This is a genomic window from Uliginosibacterium sp. H1 (assembly GCF_036017065.1).
Classification (GTDB): domain Bacteria; phylum Pseudomonadota; class Gammaproteobacteria; order Burkholderiales; family Rhodocyclaceae; genus Uliginosibacterium.
Genome location: NZ_JAYXHR010000001.1, coordinates 340,119 through 356,854 on the forward strand (window position 1 = coordinate 340,119; position 16,736 = coordinate 356,854).

The 16,736-nt window shown below is 66.6% G+C and carries 17 protein-coding genes; 2 read left to right on the plus strand and 15 right to left on the minus strand.

The window, feature by feature from the left end:
* Positions 1 to 12: 12 nt before the first annotated feature.
* The 10 genes from ureC to urtA form a co-directional block, all read right to left on the minus strand.
* Entirely contained in the window at positions 13 to 1,713 is a 1,701-nt protein-coding gene (ureC, locus tag VVD47_RS01530) for an urease subunit alpha (protein WP_327601639.1), read from the minus strand.
* Between the two features lie 111 nt (positions 1,714 to 1,824).
* The gene (locus VVD47_RS01535) at positions 1,825 to 2,130 is read right to left on the minus strand and encodes an urease subunit beta (protein ID WP_327601640.1); all 306 of its coding nucleotides are present in this window, start codon (positions 2,128 to 2,130) and stop codon (positions 1,825 to 1,827) included.
* Between the two features lie 12 nt (positions 2,131 to 2,142).
* Entirely contained in the window at positions 2,143 to 2,751 is a 609-nt protein-coding gene (locus VVD47_RS01540; RefSeq protein WP_327601641.1) for a HupE/UreJ family protein, read from the minus strand.
* Between the two features lie 14 nt (positions 2,752 to 2,765).
* Positions 2,766 to 3,068, minus strand: a complete 303-nt coding sequence (gene ureA, locus VVD47_RS01545; RefSeq protein WP_327601642.1) for an urease subunit gamma — start codon at positions 3,066 to 3,068, stop codon at positions 2,766 to 2,768.
* Positions 3,069 to 3,098: 30 nt separating this feature from the next.
* Positions 3,099 to 3,989 (minus strand): urease accessory protein UreD, encoded by an 891-nt coding sequence (locus tag VVD47_RS01550; protein ID WP_327601643.1) that lies wholly within the window; start codon positions 3,987 to 3,989, stop codon positions 3,099 to 3,101.
* 129 nt (positions 3,990 to 4,118) lie between these two features.
* The gene (gene urtE / locus VVD47_RS01555) at positions 4,119 to 4,811 is read right to left on the minus strand and encodes an urea ABC transporter ATP-binding subunit UrtE (protein ID WP_327601644.1); all 693 of its coding nucleotides are present in this window, start codon (positions 4,809 to 4,811) and stop codon (positions 4,119 to 4,121) included.
* A 113-nt stretch (positions 4,812 to 4,924) separates the two neighbouring features.
* Positions 4,925 to 5,779 carry an urea ABC transporter ATP-binding protein UrtD gene (urtD, locus tag VVD47_RS01560; RefSeq protein ID WP_327601645.1) on the minus strand — a complete coding sequence of 285 codons (855 nt, stop codon included), beginning with the start codon at positions 5,777 to 5,779 and terminating at the stop codon, positions 4,925 to 4,927.
* Positions 5,776 to 6,864, minus strand: coding sequence for an urea ABC transporter permease subunit UrtC (gene urtC, locus VVD47_RS01565; protein WP_327601646.1), 1,089 nt, complete (start codon positions 6,862 to 6,864; stop codon positions 5,776 to 5,778). The genes urtD and urtC overlap by 4 nt, the downstream gene beginning before the upstream one ends.
* A 124-nt stretch (positions 6,865 to 6,988) precedes the next feature.
* Positions 6,989 to 8,635, minus strand: coding sequence for an urea ABC transporter permease subunit UrtB (gene urtB, locus VVD47_RS01570; RefSeq protein WP_327601647.1), 1,647 nt, complete (start codon positions 8,633 to 8,635; stop codon positions 6,989 to 6,991).
* 285 nt (positions 8,636 to 8,920) lie between these two features.
* Positions 8,921 to 10,192 carry an urea ABC transporter substrate-binding protein gene (gene urtA, locus VVD47_RS01575; RefSeq protein ID WP_327601648.1) on the minus strand — a complete coding sequence of 424 codons (1,272 nt, stop codon included), beginning with the start codon at positions 10,190 to 10,192 and terminating at the stop codon, positions 8,921 to 8,923.
* Positions 10,193 to 10,464: 272 nt separating this feature from the next.
* Between urtA and VVD47_RS01580 the strand changes: the two genes are divergently transcribed.
* Together VVD47_RS01580 and VVD47_RS01585 are read left to right on the plus strand one after the other, a co-directional pair.
* On the plus strand, positions 10,465 to 11,556 hold the full coding sequence (locus VVD47_RS01580; protein WP_327601649.1) for a Kelch repeat-containing protein: 1,092 nt from the start codon (positions 10,465 to 10,467) through the stop codon (positions 11,554 to 11,556).
* Positions 11,557 to 11,603: 47 nt separating this feature from the next.
* Complete coding sequence (locus tag VVD47_RS01585) at positions 11,604 to 11,969, plus strand: hypothetical protein (RefSeq protein WP_327601650.1); 366 nt, start codon at positions 11,604 to 11,606, stop codon at positions 11,967 to 11,969.
* A 129-nt stretch (positions 11,970 to 12,098) separates the two neighbouring features.
* On the opposite strand, the gene VVD47_RS01590 is transcribed toward VVD47_RS01585, so the two are convergent.
* The 5 genes from VVD47_RS01590 to bioF are packed head-to-tail and all read right to left on the minus strand — an operon-like array spanning position 12,099 to position 16,666.
* A complete protein-coding gene (locus VVD47_RS01590) occupies positions 12,099 to 13,268 on the minus strand; it encodes a DUF2863 family protein (protein WP_327601651.1) in 1,170 nt (389 codons plus the stop codon).
* 18 nt (positions 13,269 to 13,286) lie between these two features.
* Positions 13,287 to 14,021 (minus strand): dethiobiotin synthase, encoded by a 735-nt coding sequence (bioD, locus tag VVD47_RS01595; RefSeq protein WP_327601652.1) that lies wholly within the window; start codon positions 14,019 to 14,021, stop codon positions 13,287 to 13,289.
* Positions 14,018 to 14,779: a methyltransferase domain-containing protein gene (locus VVD47_RS01600; RefSeq protein ID WP_327601653.1), complete on the minus strand. Its 762-nt coding sequence runs from the start codon at positions 14,777 to 14,779 to the stop codon at positions 14,018 to 14,020. Before VVD47_RS01600 ends, bioD begins: the two co-directional genes overlap by 4 nt.
* The gene (locus VVD47_RS01605; RefSeq protein ID WP_327601654.1) at positions 14,772 to 15,506 is read right to left on the minus strand and encodes an alpha/beta fold hydrolase; all 735 of its coding nucleotides are present in this window, start codon (positions 15,504 to 15,506) and stop codon (positions 14,772 to 14,774) included. Before VVD47_RS01605 ends, VVD47_RS01600 begins: the two co-directional genes overlap by 8 nt.
* Positions 15,503 to 16,666, minus strand: a complete 1,164-nt coding sequence (gene bioF / locus VVD47_RS01610) for an 8-amino-7-oxononanoate synthase (protein WP_327601655.1) — start codon at positions 16,664 to 16,666, stop codon at positions 15,503 to 15,505. Before bioF ends, VVD47_RS01605 begins: the two co-directional genes overlap by 4 nt.
* Positions 16,667 to 16,736: the final 70 nt, after the last annotated feature.

The following is a 16,736-nucleotide window of genomic DNA, read 5'->3' on the forward strand; positions in this document are numbered from 1 at the left end:
TTCAGCGCGGATTTAGAAGAGGAAGTAGCGTTGCGCCATCGGTAGCGAGGATGCCGGTTCACAGGTCAGCAACTGTCCATCGGCACGCACCTGGTAGGTCTCGGCATCCACCTCGATCTGGCCGCACCAGCCGTTGTGGATCATGTCGGTCTTCTTCACGTTGCGGATCTTGCCGACCGGCACCAGCGGCTTGGCGAGGCCCAGGGCGGTGAGCTTGCCGTTGGCGAGCGCAGCCTGTGACACGAAGGTGACGGAGGTCTTCAGGGCGCGGCCGAAGGAGCCGAACATCGGGCGGTAGTGCACCGGTTGCGGGGTCGGGATGGAGGCGTTAGGGTCGCCCATCGCAGCGGCGGCGATCATGCCGCCCTTGAGGATCAGGCTGGGCTTCACGCCGAAGAAGGCCGGCTTCCAGACGACCAGGTCGGCCAGCTTGCCGACGGTGATGGAACCCACCTCGTGCGAGATGCCGTGCGCGATGGCCGGGTTGATCGTGTACTTGGCGATGTAGCGCTTGACGCGTGCGTTGTCGTTGCGCGGGCCGTCGCCTTCCAGCGCGCCGCGCTGGACCTTCATCTTGTGGGCGGTCTGCCAGCAACGGATGATCACCTCGCCGACGCGGCCCATGGCCTGCGAGTCGGAGGAGTACATCGAGATGGCGCCGATGTCGTGCAGGATGTCTTCGGCGGCGATGGTCTCGCGGCGGATGCGGCTCTCCGCGAAGGCCACGTCCTCGGCGATGCTGGCGTCGAGGTGGTGGCACACCATCAGCATGTCGAGGTGCTCGTCGATGGTGTTGATGGTGTAAGGGCGCGTCGGGTTGGTGGAGCTGGGCAGCACGTTGGCCATGCCGGCCAGCTTCACGATGTCGGGCGCGTGGCCACCGCCCGCGCCTTCGGTGTGGAAGGTGTGGATGGTGCGGCCCTTGAACGCCGCGGCGGTGTCTTCCACGAAGCCGGATTCGTTCAGCGTGTCGGAGTGGATGGCCACCTGCACGTCATGCTTCTCGGCGACGTCCAGGCAGTTGTTGATGGCGGCGGGCGTGGTGCCCCAGTCCTCGTGCAGCTTCAGGCCGATGACGCCAGCCTCCACCTGCTCTTCCAGCGGGCCCGGCAGCGAGGCATTGCCCTTGCCGAGGAAACCGAGGTTCATCGGGAAGGCCTCGGCGGCTTCCAGCATCTTGAAGATGTGCCACGGCCCCGGCGTGCAGGTGGTGGCGTAGGTGCCGGTCGCGGGGCCGGTGCCGCCACCGATCATGGTGGTGACGCCCGACATCAGCGCCTCCTCGATCTGCTGCGGGCAGATGAAGTGGATGTGCGTGTCGATGCCGCCCGCGGTGACGATGCTGCCCTCGCCGGCGATGACTTCGGTGCCTGCGCCGATGGGAATCGTGATGCCCGGTTGCACGTCCGGGTTGCCGGCCTTGCCGATGGCGGCAATGCGGCCGTTCTTGATGGCGATGTCCGCCTTGACGATGCCCCAGTGGTCGATGATCAACGCATTGGTGATGACGGTGTCCGCCACCTCGCCGGACAGGCGCTGACCCTGGCCCATGCCGTCGCGGATCACCTTGCCGCCGCCGAACTTCACTTCTTCGCCGTAGTTCGTGTAGTCGCGTTCGACCTCGATGACGAGTTCGGTGTCGGCCAGGCGCACGCGGTCGCCGGTGGTGGGGCCGAACATTTCCGCGTAGGCGCGGCGGGAGATCTTTGCCATTTTCGTGCTCCGTCTTTTCCTTGAAGGTGAAACGTGATTCGCGTTGTGCGCTCAGGTGAAGAGTGAAACGTGCCGGGGTGCCGCCACGTTTGACCTTTCACATCTCACGTTTCACAGCTTTCCCTGCACCAGTCCGCGGAAGCCGTACACCTTGCGGTCGCCGGCGTAGTCCACCAGTTCCACCGTGCGGCTCTGGCCGGGCTCGAAGCGCACCGCGGTGCCGGACGCGATGTTCAGGCGCATACCGCGCGCCGCGCTGCGGTCGAAGTCCAGCGCGGCGTTGGTTTCCGCGAAGTGGTAATGCGAGCCGACCTGGATGGGACGGTCGCCGGTGTTGGACACGCTGAGCGTGACGGTGCGACGGCCGACGTTCAGTTCGATGTCGCCTTCGTCGGTGAAGAGTTCGCCGGGAATCATGTGTTGTGCTCCTCAGGCCAGACCAGCCAGCAGGCCGAGTCCGAAAAGTGCGACGGCGCCACCGGTCACGCGCGGCAGCCAGACGTTGCGTTGCAGGACGAAGTGACCGATGGCGATGCCCAGCAGGTGCAGGATCATCGTGCCCAGCACCATGCCCCCCAGGGAAGCGAAGGCCTCGTCAGCCGGCAGCTCATGGCCGTGTGCCACGCCGTGGAAGAGCGCGAACAGGCCCACGATGACCGCGCCCGCCGCGACCGGCAGCTTCGCGCGAGTCGCCAGCAGCACGCCCAGCACCAGCAGGGACGCGGCGATCATCGGCTCCACGCCCGGCAGTTGCACGCCGGCGAAACCCGCCAGGCCACCGACCAGCAGCAGGGCGGCGAAGGCTACGGGCGCAATGGCGATGCGCAGGGCGGAGCCACTGAACACGACTGCGCTCCAGATGCCGACGGTGACCATCGCGGCAAGGTGGTCGAGGCCGGTGAAGGGATGGGTGAAGCCCTGCATGAAAGCGGAGCCATGGTGGATGCCGGCGTCTCCACCTGTATGCGCAAAGGCCAGGGCCGGCAGCAGCAAGCCGATGGCAGCAAGCGTTCTCGCGGAAATGGCGTGTTGGCCCATACGGTGCTCCTGTCTCATACGATGGGGTTGTGCACCGTGACCAGCTTGGTGCCGTCCGGGAAGGTGGCTTCCATCTGGATCTCGGGAATCATCTCGGCCACGCCGTCCATGACGTCGTCACGGCCGAGCAGGGTGGTGCCGTAGCTCATCAGCTCGGCCACCGTCCTGCCATCGCGCGCACCTTCCATGATGGCGGCGGAAATGTAGGCGATGGCTTCCGGGTAGTTCAGCTTCAGGCCGCGGGCCTTGCGGCGTTCGGCCAGCAGGGCGGCAGTGAAGATCAGCAGCTTGTCTTTTTCGCGCGGGGTCAGTTCCATGCCCGTTCCTCTTCTGTGAGCCCGTATCGTTCAGGTGGACCAGATGCGCGGCGCCAGCGCCTCGCGTCCGATGACGACCGGCCGGGCGCGGTGCCACAGCCGGGTGAAATAGTGGCGCAGCGACTCGGCCTTGTCACCGATGGCGCGCGCCACCACCAATCCCTTGTCAGTGCCGGCCGGCATGGTGATGCCGGCCTGGCCGTCGTCGAAGCGTTCTTCGCGCAGGCTGTCCAGCAGCGTGCGGTCGAGGCCGGCGGCATACATCCAGAACGTGCCGTTGACGGTGCAACCGGCCAGCCCGGCGTCGGCGGCAAGCAACGCATCGCTGCCCTGCAGGCTGCCCCGTTCGGTCCACAACAGGCGGCCATCCACTCGGAAGTCCAGCGCCTGCCTGAGGGTACCGCGGGTGAAGCGCTCGCCACGCGCCTGACGGCCGATACAGAGTATGTCCCAGCCCATCGCGCGTGCGCTTGACGCCAGGGCGATGTCGATGTGCTGGCGGGCGAGTGCCTCGTCGAACAGGATGGTTTCCTGCGGCAGCCACTCCAGGCGGGCTTCGGCTTCGGCTTTCAGGTGGATGCGCTGGTGCGCCCACGGTCCGATGCTGCGGTACCACTTGCCGGCTCCCGGCGTGGTGAGCTGCAGGTGCGAGCCGGTGGCGGCGGAGATATCGAGATCCAGCTCGTCACCCCCCGCGATGCCGGCGGGCGGGTGCAGCACCAGCACCTGGCAGACGGCGTCGCCTTCGGGATACAGGGCCTTCTGCACCCGCAGCGGCCCGAGGTGTTCGCGACGTACCAGCGCGCTGCGCCCGTCCCGGTTCTCGGTGCGCAGCGTCAGGCGCGCACGCCAGCCGTGGGCATGGGAATGCTGGTTGTGCTGGGCGTGGGCGGCCGCGAGGGCAGATTCGACCGGGATCATTCAGCGGGTCGGAGGCGGGACGACATGGGCGGGATCATAGCGCGCCAGGCACGGTCGCTGGCGCGCGAGCAGGCATGAGGCCTATGTGCCTCAGGTGCCCGGAGAGCCCGGCCGGCCGGGCGTTGCCGATCAGATCGCCACCAGCGACTGGACGTTCTTTTCCTTCATCTCGCTGCCGGGACCGGCCTGGATGATCTCGCCGCGCGACATCACCGCGTAGTTGTCGGCCAGCGACTCGGCGAAGTCGTAGTACTGCTCGACCAGCAGGATCGCCATCTCGCCGCCGGCAGCCAGCTTGCGGATGGCATTGCCGATGTCCTTGATGATGGACGGCTGGATGCCCTCGGTGGGTTCGTCGAGGATCAGCAACTTGGGGCGCATGGTGAGCGCGCGGCCGATGGCGAGCTGTTGCTGCTGGCCGCCGGACAGGTCACCGCCACGGCGCTTCAGCATGTCCTTCAGCACGGGGAACATCTCGAAGATGTACTCCGGCACCCCGCGCGAGGCCTTGCCGTTGGCGAGGCCCATCTGCAGGTTTTCTTCCACGGTGAGGCGCGGAAAGATCTCGCGCCCCTGCGGCACGTAGGCCATGCCCAGGGCGGCGCGCGCATACGGCGCGCTCTTCGTGATGTCCTTGCCTTCGAACTTCACGCTGCCGGACGCCACGGGCAGCAGGCCCATCAGGCATTTCAGCAAGGTCGTCTTGCCCACGCCGTTGCGGCCGAGCAGGGTGGTGACCTTGCCTTGCTCCAGCGAGAGCGACAGGCCGCGCAGGGTGTGGCTGCCACCGTAGTACTGGTTGAGTTGTTCGACTGTCAGCATGCTTGGAAACCTTGTTGAGTGAAATGTGAAAAGTGAAACGTGAAATGTGCGGCAGCACCGCGCGCATCAATACGTTTCACCTTTCACCTTTCACGTTTCACAGCGAGGCCGCGTCAGCGGCCGAGATACACCTCGATCACGCGCTCATCGTTCTGCACCTGCTCCAGCGTGCCTTCGGCCAGTACGCTGCCTTCGTGCAGGCAGGTCACCTTCTTGCTGATCTGCTTGATGAATTCCATGTCGTGCTCGACGACCACCAGCGTGTACTTGCCGGCCAGCGACAGAAACAGCTCGCCGCTGCGCGCGGTTTCCTCGTCGGTCATGCCGGCGGCCGGTTCGTCGAGCAGCAGCAGTTGCGGCTCCTGCATCAGCAGCATGCCGATCTCCAGCCATTGCTTCTGGCCGTGCGACAGCAGGCCGGCGGGGCGATGTGCCTGGTCCTTCAGGTTGATGATCTCCAGCGTCTCGGCGATGTGGTCACGCTGGGCGCCGGTCAGCTTGAAGAACAGGCTGGTCCAGATTCCCTTGTCCATCTTCATCGCCAGCTCCAGGTTCTCGAAGACCGAGAGCTGCTCGAAGACGGTGGGCTTCTGGAACTTGCGGCCGATGCCGGCGTGGGCGATCTGCGCCTCGTTCAGCTTGGTCAGGTCGATGGTCTGGCCGAAGAAGGCGGTGCCGGAGTCCGGTCGCGTCTTGCCGGTGATGACGTCCATCATGGTCGTCTTGCCGGCGCCGTTCGGGCCGATGATGCAGCGCAGTTCGCCGCGGTCGATGGCGATGTTCAGCTTGTTGATGGCGCGGAAGCCGTCGAAGGTGACGGTGATGTCTTCCAGGTACAGGATGACGCCGTGCGTGGTGTCCAGCTTGCTGCTGTCGACCGGGCGCTCCAGGCCGACGGCGCGGTCGGTCGTGCCTTGGGCGCCGCTCATGCGCGCTTCGTTCTTCTCGTTGGTGGCTGCGGCGTTCATGCGCGTTCCTTGTTGATCAGGCCGACCACGCCGCGCGGCAGGTACAGCGTGACGAGGATGAAGATGAGGCCGAGGAAGTACAGCCAGTACTCGGGGAAGGCCACGGTGAACCAGCTCTTCACACCGGCGATGAGGCCCGCGCCGATCAGCGGCCCCACCAGCGTCGCGCGGCCACCAACGGCGGTCCAGATGGCGATCTCGATGGAGTTGGCCGGGGACATCTCGCTCGGATTGATGATGCCCACCTGCGGGACGAACAGCGCACCGGCGATGCCGCAGATCACGGCCGACAGCACCCAGATGAACAGCTTGTAGGGCAGCGGGTTGTAGCCCGAGAACATCACGCGCGATTCGGCGTCACGGATGGCGTTCAGCACGCGGCCCAGCTTGCTGGTGACGATGAATCGGCCCAGCAACAGGAAGCCGATGAGGAACAGCGCGGTGATGGCGAACAGTGCGACACGGGTTTCCGGCGCAGCGATCGGGAAGCCCAGGATGCGCTTGAAGTCGGTGAAGCCGTTGTTGCCGCCGAAGCCGGTCTCGTTGCGGAAGAACAGCAGCATCGCGGCGAAGGTCAGCGCCTGGGTGATGATCGAGAAGTACACCCCCTTGATGCGCGAGCGGAAGGCGAAATAACCGAAGATCAGCGCGAGGATGCCCGGCACCAGCACCACCAGCGCCATGCAGTACAGGAAGCTGTCGGTGCCGACCCAGTACCAGGGCAGCTCCTTCCAGTTCAGGAACACCATGAAGTCCGGCAGATCGCTCTGGTAGTTACCCTCACGGCCGATGGCGCGCATCAGGTACATGCCCATGGCGTAGCCGCCGAGCGCGAAGAAGATGCCGTGGCCTAGCGACAGGATGCCGGTGTAGCCCCACACCAGGTCCATCGCCAGCGCGACGATGGCGTAGCACATGATCTTGCCGATCAGCGTTACCCAGTAGGTGGAAAGGTGGAAGGCGCTGTCCTCGGGCACGGCCAGGTTGAGGATGGGCACGAGCACCAGGGTGATGGCCGCGAAGAGAGCGAGCCCCAGCCAGCCCCTGGGGCCGAAGATGCGGGTGACGAGAGTCTTGTCGAGCATGGCTGATCAGTGAAACGTGAAAGGTGAAATGTGCAACGCAGGCGCGCGCTGATCGCGGTGATCGATTCCCTCCCCCGGTGGGGGGAGGGTCAGGGAGGGGGCATCACTTTTCACGTTTCGCCTTTCACTGCTCTACAAAGCGGCCACGCACGGCGAACAGGCCCTGCGGACGCTTCTGGATGAACACGATGATGATCACCAGCACGGCGATCTTGGCGAGCACGGCACCGGCCTGCGCTTCGAACAGCTTATTGATGACGCCCAGGCCCAGCGCGGCGTACACCGTGCCGGCCAGCTGGCCCACACCGCCCAGCACCACGACCATGAAGGAGTCGATGATGTAGCTCTGGCCGAGGTCCGGCCCCACGTTGCCGACCTGGCTCAGCGCACAGCCGGCCAGCCCGGCGATGCCCGAGCCGAGACCGAAGGCCACGGTGTCGACACGCGGGGTGGCGACGCCGACGCAACTCGCCATGTTGCGGTTCTGCGTCACGGCGCGGACGAACAGGCCGAGGCGCGTCTTGGTGAGGATCAGCGCCATGCCGGCGACGACCAGTCCGGCGAAGACGATGATGGCGATGCGGTTGTACGGCAGGATCAGGTTGCTCATCACCTGGAAGCCACCGGACAGCCATTGCGGGTTTTCCAGCGGCACGTTCTGGGCGCCGAACAGCGAGCGCACCAGCTGGATCAGCATCAGGCTGATGCCCCAGGTGGCCAGCAGGGTTTCCAGCGGGCGGCCGTACAGGTGGCGGATGACGATGCGCTCCATCGCCACGCCGACCAGCGCGGCTGCCGTGAAGGACACCGGCACCGCCAGCAGCGGGTACAACTCGAACAGGCCCGGTGCCCAGGCGCGCACCAGGTTCTGCGTAAGGTAGGTGGCGTAGGCGCCGATCATGATCAGCTCGCCGTGCGCCATGTTGATGACGCCCATCAGGCCGTAGGTGATGGCCAGGCCCAGCGCGGCCAGCAGCAGGATGCTGCCCAGCGAGATGCCGGTGAAGGCCATGCCGGCGTACTCGCCCATCTTGAGGCGGCCGTCGATGTCGCTGATGGCCTTCTGCGCCTCGATGCGCACGGCGGCTTCGGGTTCCTTGAAGGTCTCGCCGTTCTTCTCCAGCAGGCCGAGCAGCAGCTGCTTGATCTCGGAGTCACCACTGCTGGCCAGTGACTTGACGGCGGCGATGCGGGTGGACACGTTGTCGCTGGCGAGCTGCAGGCTGGCCTGGGTGGTGCGCAGCAGCGCGCCGACCTGCGGGTCCTTCTCCGCCTTCATGGCACGCTCGATCAGCGGCAGCATTTCGGGTGTGGCACTGCTCTTGATCTTGCGCGCGGCGTCTAGGCGCACGGCGGTGTCGGCCGCAGTCAGCTGCAGCGCGGCCATCGCACCTTCGAGCGCACTGCGCAGGCGGTTGTTGACCGTGATGTCCTCGGCGCCTTCGGGCACCGGGTCCAGCTTCGCGCCGGTGACGGCATCCGTCACTTCGCCGGCCTCGTTGTACAGCAGGACCTGCTGCTTCTCTTCCAGTACCTGCAGGCGGCCGTCGTCCATGGCCTGCAGCAGCGGCAGTGCGGCGGGATCGGCGGTGGCGGCGATCTGGCCCATCGCGGCGATCTTCTCGTCGCTGTCGCCGGTCGCCAACTGGAGGATGAGTTCTTTCGGAATCGCCGCGTGCGCGGTGCCCAGCATGCCGAGGCACAGGGCCAGGCACATCAGCACATCGGCGAACAGGGCAGGGAGGGGTCTTGCAGCATGAGTCATGGCCATGGCGTTTCCGTCTGTACGTCTGTTCTTTTGTGCTGTTTGTGCCGCCGGCTCTGGCGGTTTGATACGGCGACCCGTGCGGGCATCGCGGCTGCGCAACGGTCGATGCTGCGCGGGGAGTTACGTTGTTGCGGCGGTCGTTGCGGTACTGCGGTCTTGCGAATCACGCTGTCGCATCGGCGGCTGCGGTCCGCCGGTGGCCTGGCGACGGCTTGCGCCACCGCCAGGCTCTCCGTTCGTGTCATGCGCACGCAGCCTTGCGGATGCACGCGCATGACATGGTCGGTCTTACTTCTTCTCGGGCACGTTCTTCTTGCCCTTGTTCTCGGCGATGTAGTCGCTCCACGGGTCGGCAACCACCGGGCCCTTGGTCTTCCACACCACGTTGAACTGGCCATCGGCCTTGATCTCGCCGATGAACACCGGCTTGTGCAGGTGATGGTTTTCCTTGTCCATCGTGGAGATGAAGCCGCCCGGCGCCTTGAAGGTCTGGCCGGCCATCGCGGCGATGACCTTGTCGGTGTCGACCGACTTGGCCTTCTCGACAGCCTGCGCCCACATGTGGATGCCGATGTAGGTGGCTTCCATCGGGTCGTTGGTCAGCGGCTTGTCCTTGTGGCCGGGGATGTTCTTGGCCTTGGCGTAGTCGCTCCACTTCTTCACGAACTCGGTGTTGGCCTGATTCTTGACGGACATGAAGTAGTTCCAGGCGGCCAGGTGGCCCACCAGCGGCTTGGTATCCACGCCGCGCAGTTCTTCTTCACCGACCGAGAAAGCCACGACCGGCACGTCGGTCGCCTTCAGGCCCTGGTTGCCCAGTTCCTTGTAGAAGGGCACGTTGGAGTCGCCGTTGATGGTGGAGATGACGGCAGTCTTCTTGCCTTCGCTGGAGAACTTCTTGATCTTGGCGATGATCGATTGATAGTCGCTGTGACCGAAGGGGGTGTATTCCTCGATGATGTCGGCTTCAGCCACGCCCTTCGACTTCAGGAAGGCGCGCAGGATCTTGTTGGTGGTGCGCGGGTACACGTAGTCGGTGCCCAGCAGCACGAAGCGCTTGGCGGAGCCGCCGTCCTTGCTCATCAGGTACTCGACGGCCGGGATGGCTTGCTGGTTGGGCGCGGCGCCGGTGTAGAACACGTTCTTGGAGAGCTCTTCACCTTCGTACTGCACCGGGTAGAACAGCAGGCTGTTCAGTTCTTCGTACACCGGCAGCACGGACTTGCGGGACACCGAGGTCCAGCAGCCGAAGGTCACGGCAACCTTGTCCTTGGAGATCAGCTGGCGGGCCTTTTCGGCGAACAGCGGCCAGTTGGAAGCGGGGTCGACCACCACCGGCTCCAGCTTCTTGCCCAGCACGCCACCCTTGGCGTTGATCTCGTCGATCGCCATCAGGACGGTGTCCTTCAGCACGGTCTCGGAAATGGCCATGGTGCCCGACAGCGAGTGCAGCACGCCTACCTTGATGGTCTCCTGTGCCTGGGCGAACGCAGCCGAGAAGCCGGCCAGTGCCATGGCAGCGGTCATCGCCGAGGCCTTGATGAAGTTACGACGTTGCATGAGTGCTCCCCTGAGGAATTGAGTTTGTCTGACGCCGGTCCAGGTACTGCCAACCTGTCGTTACCGTGCGGGGCTCAATGTACGGAGGGGGGGGGAGGCGAGGAATACGCCAGATTGCGTAGGGGGTGCGCAGGGATGGGTATCGCCTCTTCCGCATGTCGCGGCGCCGGTGCTTGAAGGCGTCACGCCGTCGCGGTACGGTTCGCCTCGCGCCAGTTTCGTTCGATTCACGTTTCACTGCTTCACCTCATCCACCCCAACGAGGAGGCTGCATGAACCGACAACGACGTCTCATCCTGGGCGGTGCGCTGGCACTGCCCGCCGCCCGCGTCCTGGCCCAGCAGGGCAGCCCGCACGGCGCCCACCACGGCGGCATGTACGAACGCCTGCAGACACCCGGGCGCATCGACAAACCCGCCATCGCGGCCACGCAGAACGACTTCGTCAGCAATGCGCCGAAGGCCGCCCACCCCGGGCGCTGGACGCCGCGCGCGCCGCTGCCACTGCCACGCAGCGAGATGGCCTGGGCCACTGCCCACGCAGGTCGCATGCATCTCGTCGGCGGTTATGGCGAGCAGCGGGTGGACCGTCCCTACCACCACGTCTACGACGCCGCGCGCGACACCTGGCTGACCGCCGCGCCGCTGCCGCGTGGTGCCAACCACGTCGGTGTGGTGGTACTCGACGGCCTCCTGTACGCCATCGGCGGCTTCGTCGAACAGAACCGCAAGCCGCACAGCGAATGCTTCGTCTTCGACCCCGCCTCCGACCGCTGGCGCGCCATCGCGCCGTTGCCCCAGGCCTGCGGCTCGGTCGCCTGCGTCGCCATGGACGGCTTGCTGTACGGCATCGGTGGCGCCGTGGGTGACAGCTTCGACGACAAGCGCTCGATCAACTGGCACCTGGGCTATGACCCGAAGGAAGACAAGTGGCGCACCCGCGCACCGCTGCCCACCGCGCGCGACCACGTCGGTGGCGTCGTCATCGGCAAGCTGATCCACGTCGTCGGCGGCCGGGTGGACAGCTTCCACACCAACTCCAACCTGCATCACGCCTACAGCCCGGCAACGGACAAATGGGAGATGCGCAACCCGTTGCCCACCGCCCGCTCAGGACACGGCGCCGTGCTCTATCGCGGGCTGATGTTCGTCATGGGTGGCGAGGGCACCAACCGCGTGTTCGGCCAGAACGAAGCCTACGACCCGGCGAAGGACGCCTGGGAGCAATACGCACCGATGACGACGCCACGGCATGGCCTGGGCGCGGGGGTGATCGGTGACGCCATCTACGTGGCAGGCGGCGGGCCGCAAGTGGGTGGGGGTGTGCAGAGCGCGGTGCACGAGGCGTTTACGCTCGGGGTTTGATACGAGCGCTTGCCGCACTCCACTCCATTGGATACCGAGGAAAAACGATGGCAACCACGATGAGGAAGCAAGTCATCAACTACTACGCCTATGCCGCTGTCGCGCTGGGCGTGGCCTTTCTGTCGAGCCCGGCATACTTCTACGCGCTGCTGATTTCACTCCTGGGCTCTTCGATCCTGACCTGGCCGATGTATTTCCTGATGAAAATGGTGGCCGGCCGTGAGCCGGCCAGGCTCACTATCCCGGACTGGATCTACCTGGCAGGCGGAATACTCGGAGCCGCAGCAGGTGTTTACTTGCAGAGCATCGCCGCCATGCCTGCGCACGCGATCACCGCGTTCTCAGTAAGTCTGAGCTGCTTGCTCGTGCGTTGCATTCCGGAAGACGCCAACGCGGGCCTGACTACCGGATAGTCGTCGCTGCGTGTGTAAGGTGGGTTCGCGCACGCAACCCACCAGAATGATCGGCCGCCGTAGCAGCGGATACGAGGGCGGAGGGCGCCGAAGCGGCGGCAGGCTGCCTCCGCCCCTGCGCAGCACCCCTCAATGCAGGTGCTTCGGCACCTGCTCGGCCTTGTCCTCGGGCAGCTCGGCGTGGGCCACCTCGCCGTCGGGCGACGGATACATCGGCGCGCCGCAGTCGTCGCAATACTCCAGCGGGAAGCGCTGGTCGAGCTGCAGGATCTCGCTGATGCCGCATTCCCGCAGCGCAGCGTCGATCTGTGCCGGCACGTCGGCGCTGTCGTCTTCCGCTCCCAGCAGCGGCCACACCACGCCATGCAGGACGTTGTTGCTGTCCGTGGTGGTGAAGCCGATGCGGTATTCCTCCAGCTGGCGGTCGTGGAAAGGGGCGACGACCGCGCGCAGCTTGTTGGGCGGCAGGTCGAGGGTGGTGCTGAGGAAGGCGACGGAGGCGCGCACGGAGTAGGGACGGGACGCGCTGTCGGCTTCGCGGCAGCCGGCGAAGAAGGCGTCGGGCAACACCGTTTCCGTGGCGCAACCGGCGAGCAGCGGCGTCAGGCAGGCACCGCCCTGGGTGCGCCATTGCGCGGCGGCGACGTCGCGGGTGCCGTCACCCTCCTGCCAGCTGAACAGCGGGGCGCCGGGTCTGGCGGCGATGGCGAACAGCACGTAGCGCACGTCGGACAGGAAGCGCGAGGTTTCCGGCAGGGTTTCCTGGTCGACCTGCAGGTCCTGGTTGCGTAGCGCGCATGCGCCCAGTTCGGCCGCAAAACGCGCGGTCTCGCAGTAGCCCTGGGGCAACTGGTCGGGGCTGAACAGCGCGTCGGCCACTGCCAGCTTCACGCCGTCGGCCAGCACATGGGCGCTGAGGTGCACGCGCAGGTTGGCGAGCACGGTGGCCGGCAGGGTGCTGGAGGGAATGGAGAAGCGCGACCAGGCGAGCAGCGGCGCGGCGAGCAGCAGCACATTGCTGTCGGTACGACGCTCGGCGCCGCATTCGGCGCGCGACTCCAGCATGTCGGCCAGCTCTTCGTAGCCCTGGGTGCTGGAGGCGTACAGGTGGTCCAGCGCGGCGTTCAGGCTGTCTTCCTGACCGGCTTGCAGCAGCTCATCGACGGCATCGGCGAGCTTCTGTTCCCAGAAGGCGTCCTCGGCACGGCTATGGGATTCCGCCAGGCCACCGGCCAGACGCAGGAGTTCTTCCGCTTCGCGCGGCAGACCACTGCGACGCCCGAATCGAGCACGCTTCATTTTGGTATTTCCGTCAGTCTAGGAGGATTGCGGCGAGTTTAGCACCGCAGTCATGACGGGCTCAGTGAGCAAAAGGGCGGCGCGTGTGGCATTTGTCATATCGAGCCGGGGCAGCGTGCCAAGCCGTGGCGCGGCGATGCGCGCTTCCAGCGTGGCGATGTTGTCGGTCAGACCTGTCATGTGAGGATCGACCGTGTTGGCGATCCAGCCCGCCAGCTTCAGCCCGCGGTGGGCGATTGCTTCCACCGTCAGCAAGGCGTGGTTGATGCAGCCCAGGCGCAGGCCTACGACGAGGATCACCGGGAGGCCCAGGCGTCGGGCAAATTCCGCGGTGTCGGTCTCGTCGTCCAGGGGCACGATGAAACCGCCCACCCCCTCGACCAGCACTACGTCTGCGCGACGGCGCAGCGACTCGAAGCCGGCAAGCAGCGCGTCTGTGTCGATCCGGTGACCTTCTCTGCGGGCGGCCAGGTGGGGGGCCATCGGCGCCTGCAGGCACAGCGGGTTGATGTCGGCAAGGCTGAAGCCGGGACTGCTGGCCGCCAGCAACTGGGCGGCGTCTTCATTCACCCATTGGCCGTCGACCAGGGTGGCGCCGGCCGCGACCGGCTTGTAGCCGACGCAGCGCAGGCCGTCCTGCTGCCAGCGCTGCAGCAGCGCACAGGTGGTGAAGGTCTTGCCGATCTCGGTATCGGTGCCGGTGATGAAGAAGGCGCGGGCAGGAGCGTTCATGCTGAAAGGCGTGGTCTTCATGCGCGGGTCGCGCACAGGAAGATGGCGTCATAGGTGTAGGGCAGGCCGGCGGCTTCGCGCTGTGCCTCGTAGGCATCGTCCACCCGTCGCCATGCGGCGCGGCTCATCAGGCCTTGTCGGCGGCCGTCACCGATGACGTGTGCGCCCAGGGTGCGCAGGTTCTCGATGATGTCGCGCAGCGTGGCGGCATGTGCGACGAAGCGCCTGCGCTCGATGTGGATGGCGTCGAAGCCGGCGGCGGACAGCCATTCGGGGTAGCTGTCCTCGTCCGGAAACTGGCGGGTGTGCCGATGATCGTCGGCGCTGGCGAAGGCTTCGTTCAGCTCACGCAGCGTGTCCGGCCCCAGCGTCGCGACACGCAGGAAGCCGCCCGTGGCCAGCGCGCGCGCGGCCTCGCTGATCGCGCGTTCGGGTTGCGTCCATTGCCAGGCCAGGCTGGACCAGTACAGCGCCAGGCTCTGGTCCGCGATCGGCAGGCGTTCGATGTCGCCACCCAGCGTGGGGTGCGGACGCACCTGCTGCAGCATGCCGGTGGCGAGGTCCATGCCGAACACTTCTGCATCGGGGTGGGCCGAATGCAGGGCGCTCAGGCCGTAGCCCGTGCCGCAACCCGCGTCCAGCAGGCTGCCGGTAAGTCCGGGTGGCGTCATGCCGAGCAGGCGCTCGGCGATCAGCCGTTGCAGCGCCGCGGCCTTGTCGTAGTGGGAGGCGGCAGCGCCGAACGCGGCGCCGATCGCTCGCTTGTCGGCATCAAGCATCGATGAACTCCCGGATCGCATCGGCGACTTGTTGCGGACGGGACAGATGCGGCGCGTGACCGCAGCCGTCCAGCCGCAGCACGCGGCTGGCATGCCAGCGCGCCGCCAGCCAGTCGCTGGCGGCCGCCGGCATCAGCGCGTCGCCCTGACCGTGGATGAGCAGCGCGGGCAGGGCGGGCGATGGCAGTTCGCGGCGCAGGTCGGCCGTCGCGAGCAAGCGCAGGCCGTTGGCGAGCGAGGCCTGTTCCGCGCCGACGTCTGCCGCATGTGCCTCCAGCGTGGCACTCACGCCGTGGCGGTTGTCGTCACCCATGGTCTGCAAGGCGATGAAGCGTCGCTGCGTGCGCGCCGCATCGCGCAGGAGGCTGTCGCGGAAACCCTGCACGGTGGCGGCATCCAGCGCGTGCGGCCAGTCGGGACGCGCAACGAAGGCCGGTGTCGCGGCGATGAGCGCGAGGCGGGATGCCCGCTGCGGATGGCGGGCGGCAAGCGTCAGCGCGAGCATCGCACCCAGCGACCAGCCCAGCACGACCGCGCCTTCCGGAACCTGCGGCGCAATGTCGTCGGCCCAGTCGGCGAGCGTGCCGGCCGGCGCGCGCAGCAAGGGGCGCAAGGCGTCGGGGCGGTCGAGGGCGGAAACCAGCGCATCGAAGACGCCGGGACGGCTGCCCCAGCCGTGAAACAGGACCAGCGGCCTGGGTGTGGTGTTCGGTGTGGCGCTACTCATGCGGCCGCCGACAGGGTCTGCAGGGCGGCGGTCAGCGCCTGCACCTGTTTGAGGGTGTGTGCCGCGGTCAGCGATACGCGCAGCCGTGCGCTGCCTGCCGGCACGGTGGGCGGGCGGATGGCAGGCACCCAGAAGCCGGCGTCGTCCAGCGCGCGGGCCAGTGCCAGCACCTCGGCGTTGTCACCGACGATCACTGGCTGGATGGCGGTACGCGAGTCCGGCAGTGTCCAGCGCGTGCCCTGCATGCCGTGGCGGAAGGCGGCGATCAGTTTCTGCAGGTAGGCACGTTGCGTGTCGGCTTGCTCGATCAGGTCCACCGCTGCCAGCAGCGTCTCCGCCAGCATCGGCGGTGCCGCGGTGGTGAAGATGTAGGCGCGGGCGGTGTTCACCAGCCAGTCGACGAGATCCTGCGAGCCCGCCACGAAGGCGCCTGCCACCCCCGCAGCCTTGCCCAGCGTGCCCATGTAGATGATGCGCTCGCTCTGCAGGCCGGCCTCGGCCAGCGCGCCGCGCCCCTGCGGGCCCAGCACGCCGAAGCCGTGGGCGTCGTCCAGCAGCAGCCAGGCATCGAAGCGCTCGGCCAGTTCCAGCAGGCCGGCCAAGGGGGCGACATCGCCGTCCATGGAAAACACGGTGTCGCTGACGATGAGCTTGCGGCGCGAGCCGGAGGCGATCAGCGCGCCCTCCAGCGCCTTCAGGTCGCCATGCGGGTAGCGGTGCAGCTCGGCGCGGGCCAGCAGGGCACCGTCCACCAGCGAGGCGTGGTTCACGCGGTCGGCAAAGATCGCATCGTTGCGCGACAGCAGTGCCGGCATCACGGCAATGTTTGCCATGTAACCGGTGGAGAAGCTGATGGCCGCCGGCAGGCCGACGAATTCCGCCAGCCGCTTTTCCAGGGCGTCGTGGGCGCTGTAGTGCCCGCTTACCAGGTGTGAGGCGCCGGCGCCGGCGCCCCAGCGCTTCGCGGCCTTCTGCGCGGCGGTCGCCAGGGCGGGTTTGCCGGCCAGGCCGAGGTAGTCGTTGCTGGCGAAGGCCAGCAGGCGGCGACCGCCAATCTCGATCTCCGGTCCGCAGGGGCTGTCGACGATGCGGCGCTGGCGGAGCAGGGACTGGGACTGGAGGTCGGCGAGGGACTGCTTGAGTGAATCGTAGATAGGCATTGCGGGATGAATTGAACCACAACCGGCAGGCGGCCGGTCCGCTGCCGGGAAGGCGATCTGCAAGCGGCAT

What these genes read in the sequence shown, in the direction of transcription:
- VVD47_RS01535 (WP_327601640.1), bottom strand. Translation starts at nt 2,130, where the DNA reads ATGATTCCCGGCGAACTCTTCACCGACGAAGGCGACATCGAACTGAAC.
- bioF (WP_327601655.1), bottom strand. Translation starts at nt 16,666, where the DNA reads ATGCCTATCTACGATTCACTCAAGCAGTCCCTCGCCGACCTCCAGTCC.
- urtA (WP_327601648.1), bottom strand. Translation starts at nt 10,192, where the DNA reads ATGCAACGTCGTAACTTCATCAAGGCCTCGGCGATGACCGCTGCCATG.
- VVD47_RS01605 (WP_327601654.1), bottom strand. Translation starts at nt 15,506, where the DNA reads ATGAGTAGCGCCACACCGAACACCACACCCAGGCCGCTGGTCCTGTTT.
- urtB (WP_327601647.1), bottom strand. Translation starts at nt 8,635, where the DNA reads ATGGCCATGACTCATGCTGCAAGACCCCTCCCTGCCCTGTTCGCCGAT.
- ureC (WP_327601639.1), bottom strand. Translation starts at nt 1,713, where the DNA reads ATGGCAAAGATCTCCCGCCGCGCCTACGCGGAAATGTTCGGCCCCACC.
- VVD47_RS01585 (WP_327601650.1), top strand. Translation starts at nt 11,604, where the DNA reads ATGGCAACCACGATGAGGAAGCAAGTCATCAACTACTACGCCTATGCC.
- urtC (WP_327601646.1), bottom strand. Translation starts at nt 6,864, where the DNA reads ATGCTCGACAAGACTCTCGTCACCCGCATCTTCGGCCCCAGGGGCTGG.
- VVD47_RS01580 (WP_327601649.1), top strand. Translation starts at nt 10,465, where the DNA reads ATGAACCGACAACGACGTCTCATCCTGGGCGGTGCGCTGGCACTGCCC.
- VVD47_RS01590 (WP_327601651.1), bottom strand. Translation starts at nt 13,268, where the DNA reads ATGAAGCGTGCTCGATTCGGGCGTCGCAGTGGTCTGCCGCGCGAAGCG.
- urtE (WP_327601644.1), bottom strand. Translation starts at nt 4,811, where the DNA reads ATGCTGACAGTCGAACAACTCAACCAGTACTACGGTGGCAGCCACACC.
- ureA (WP_327601642.1), bottom strand. Translation starts at nt 3,068, where the DNA reads ATGGAACTGACCCCGCGCGAAAAAGACAAGCTGCTGATCTTCACTGCC.
- bioD (WP_327601652.1), bottom strand. Translation starts at nt 14,021, where the DNA reads ATGAAGACCACGCCTTTCAGCATGAACGCTCCTGCCCGCGCCTTCTTC.
- VVD47_RS01600 (WP_327601653.1), bottom strand. Translation starts at nt 14,779, where the DNA reads ATGCTTGATGCCGACAAGCGAGCGATCGGCGCCGCGTTCGGCGCTGCC.
- VVD47_RS01550 (WP_327601643.1), bottom strand. Translation starts at nt 3,989, where the DNA reads ATGATCCCGGTCGAATCTGCCCTCGCGGCCGCCCACGCCCAGCACAAC.
- urtD (WP_327601645.1), bottom strand. Translation starts at nt 5,779, where the DNA reads ATGAACGCCGCAGCCACCAACGAGAAGAACGAAGCGCGCATGAGCGGC.
- VVD47_RS01540 (WP_327601641.1), bottom strand. Translation starts at nt 2,751, where the DNA reads ATGGGCCAACACGCCATTTCCGCGAGAACGCTTGCTGCCATCGGCTTG.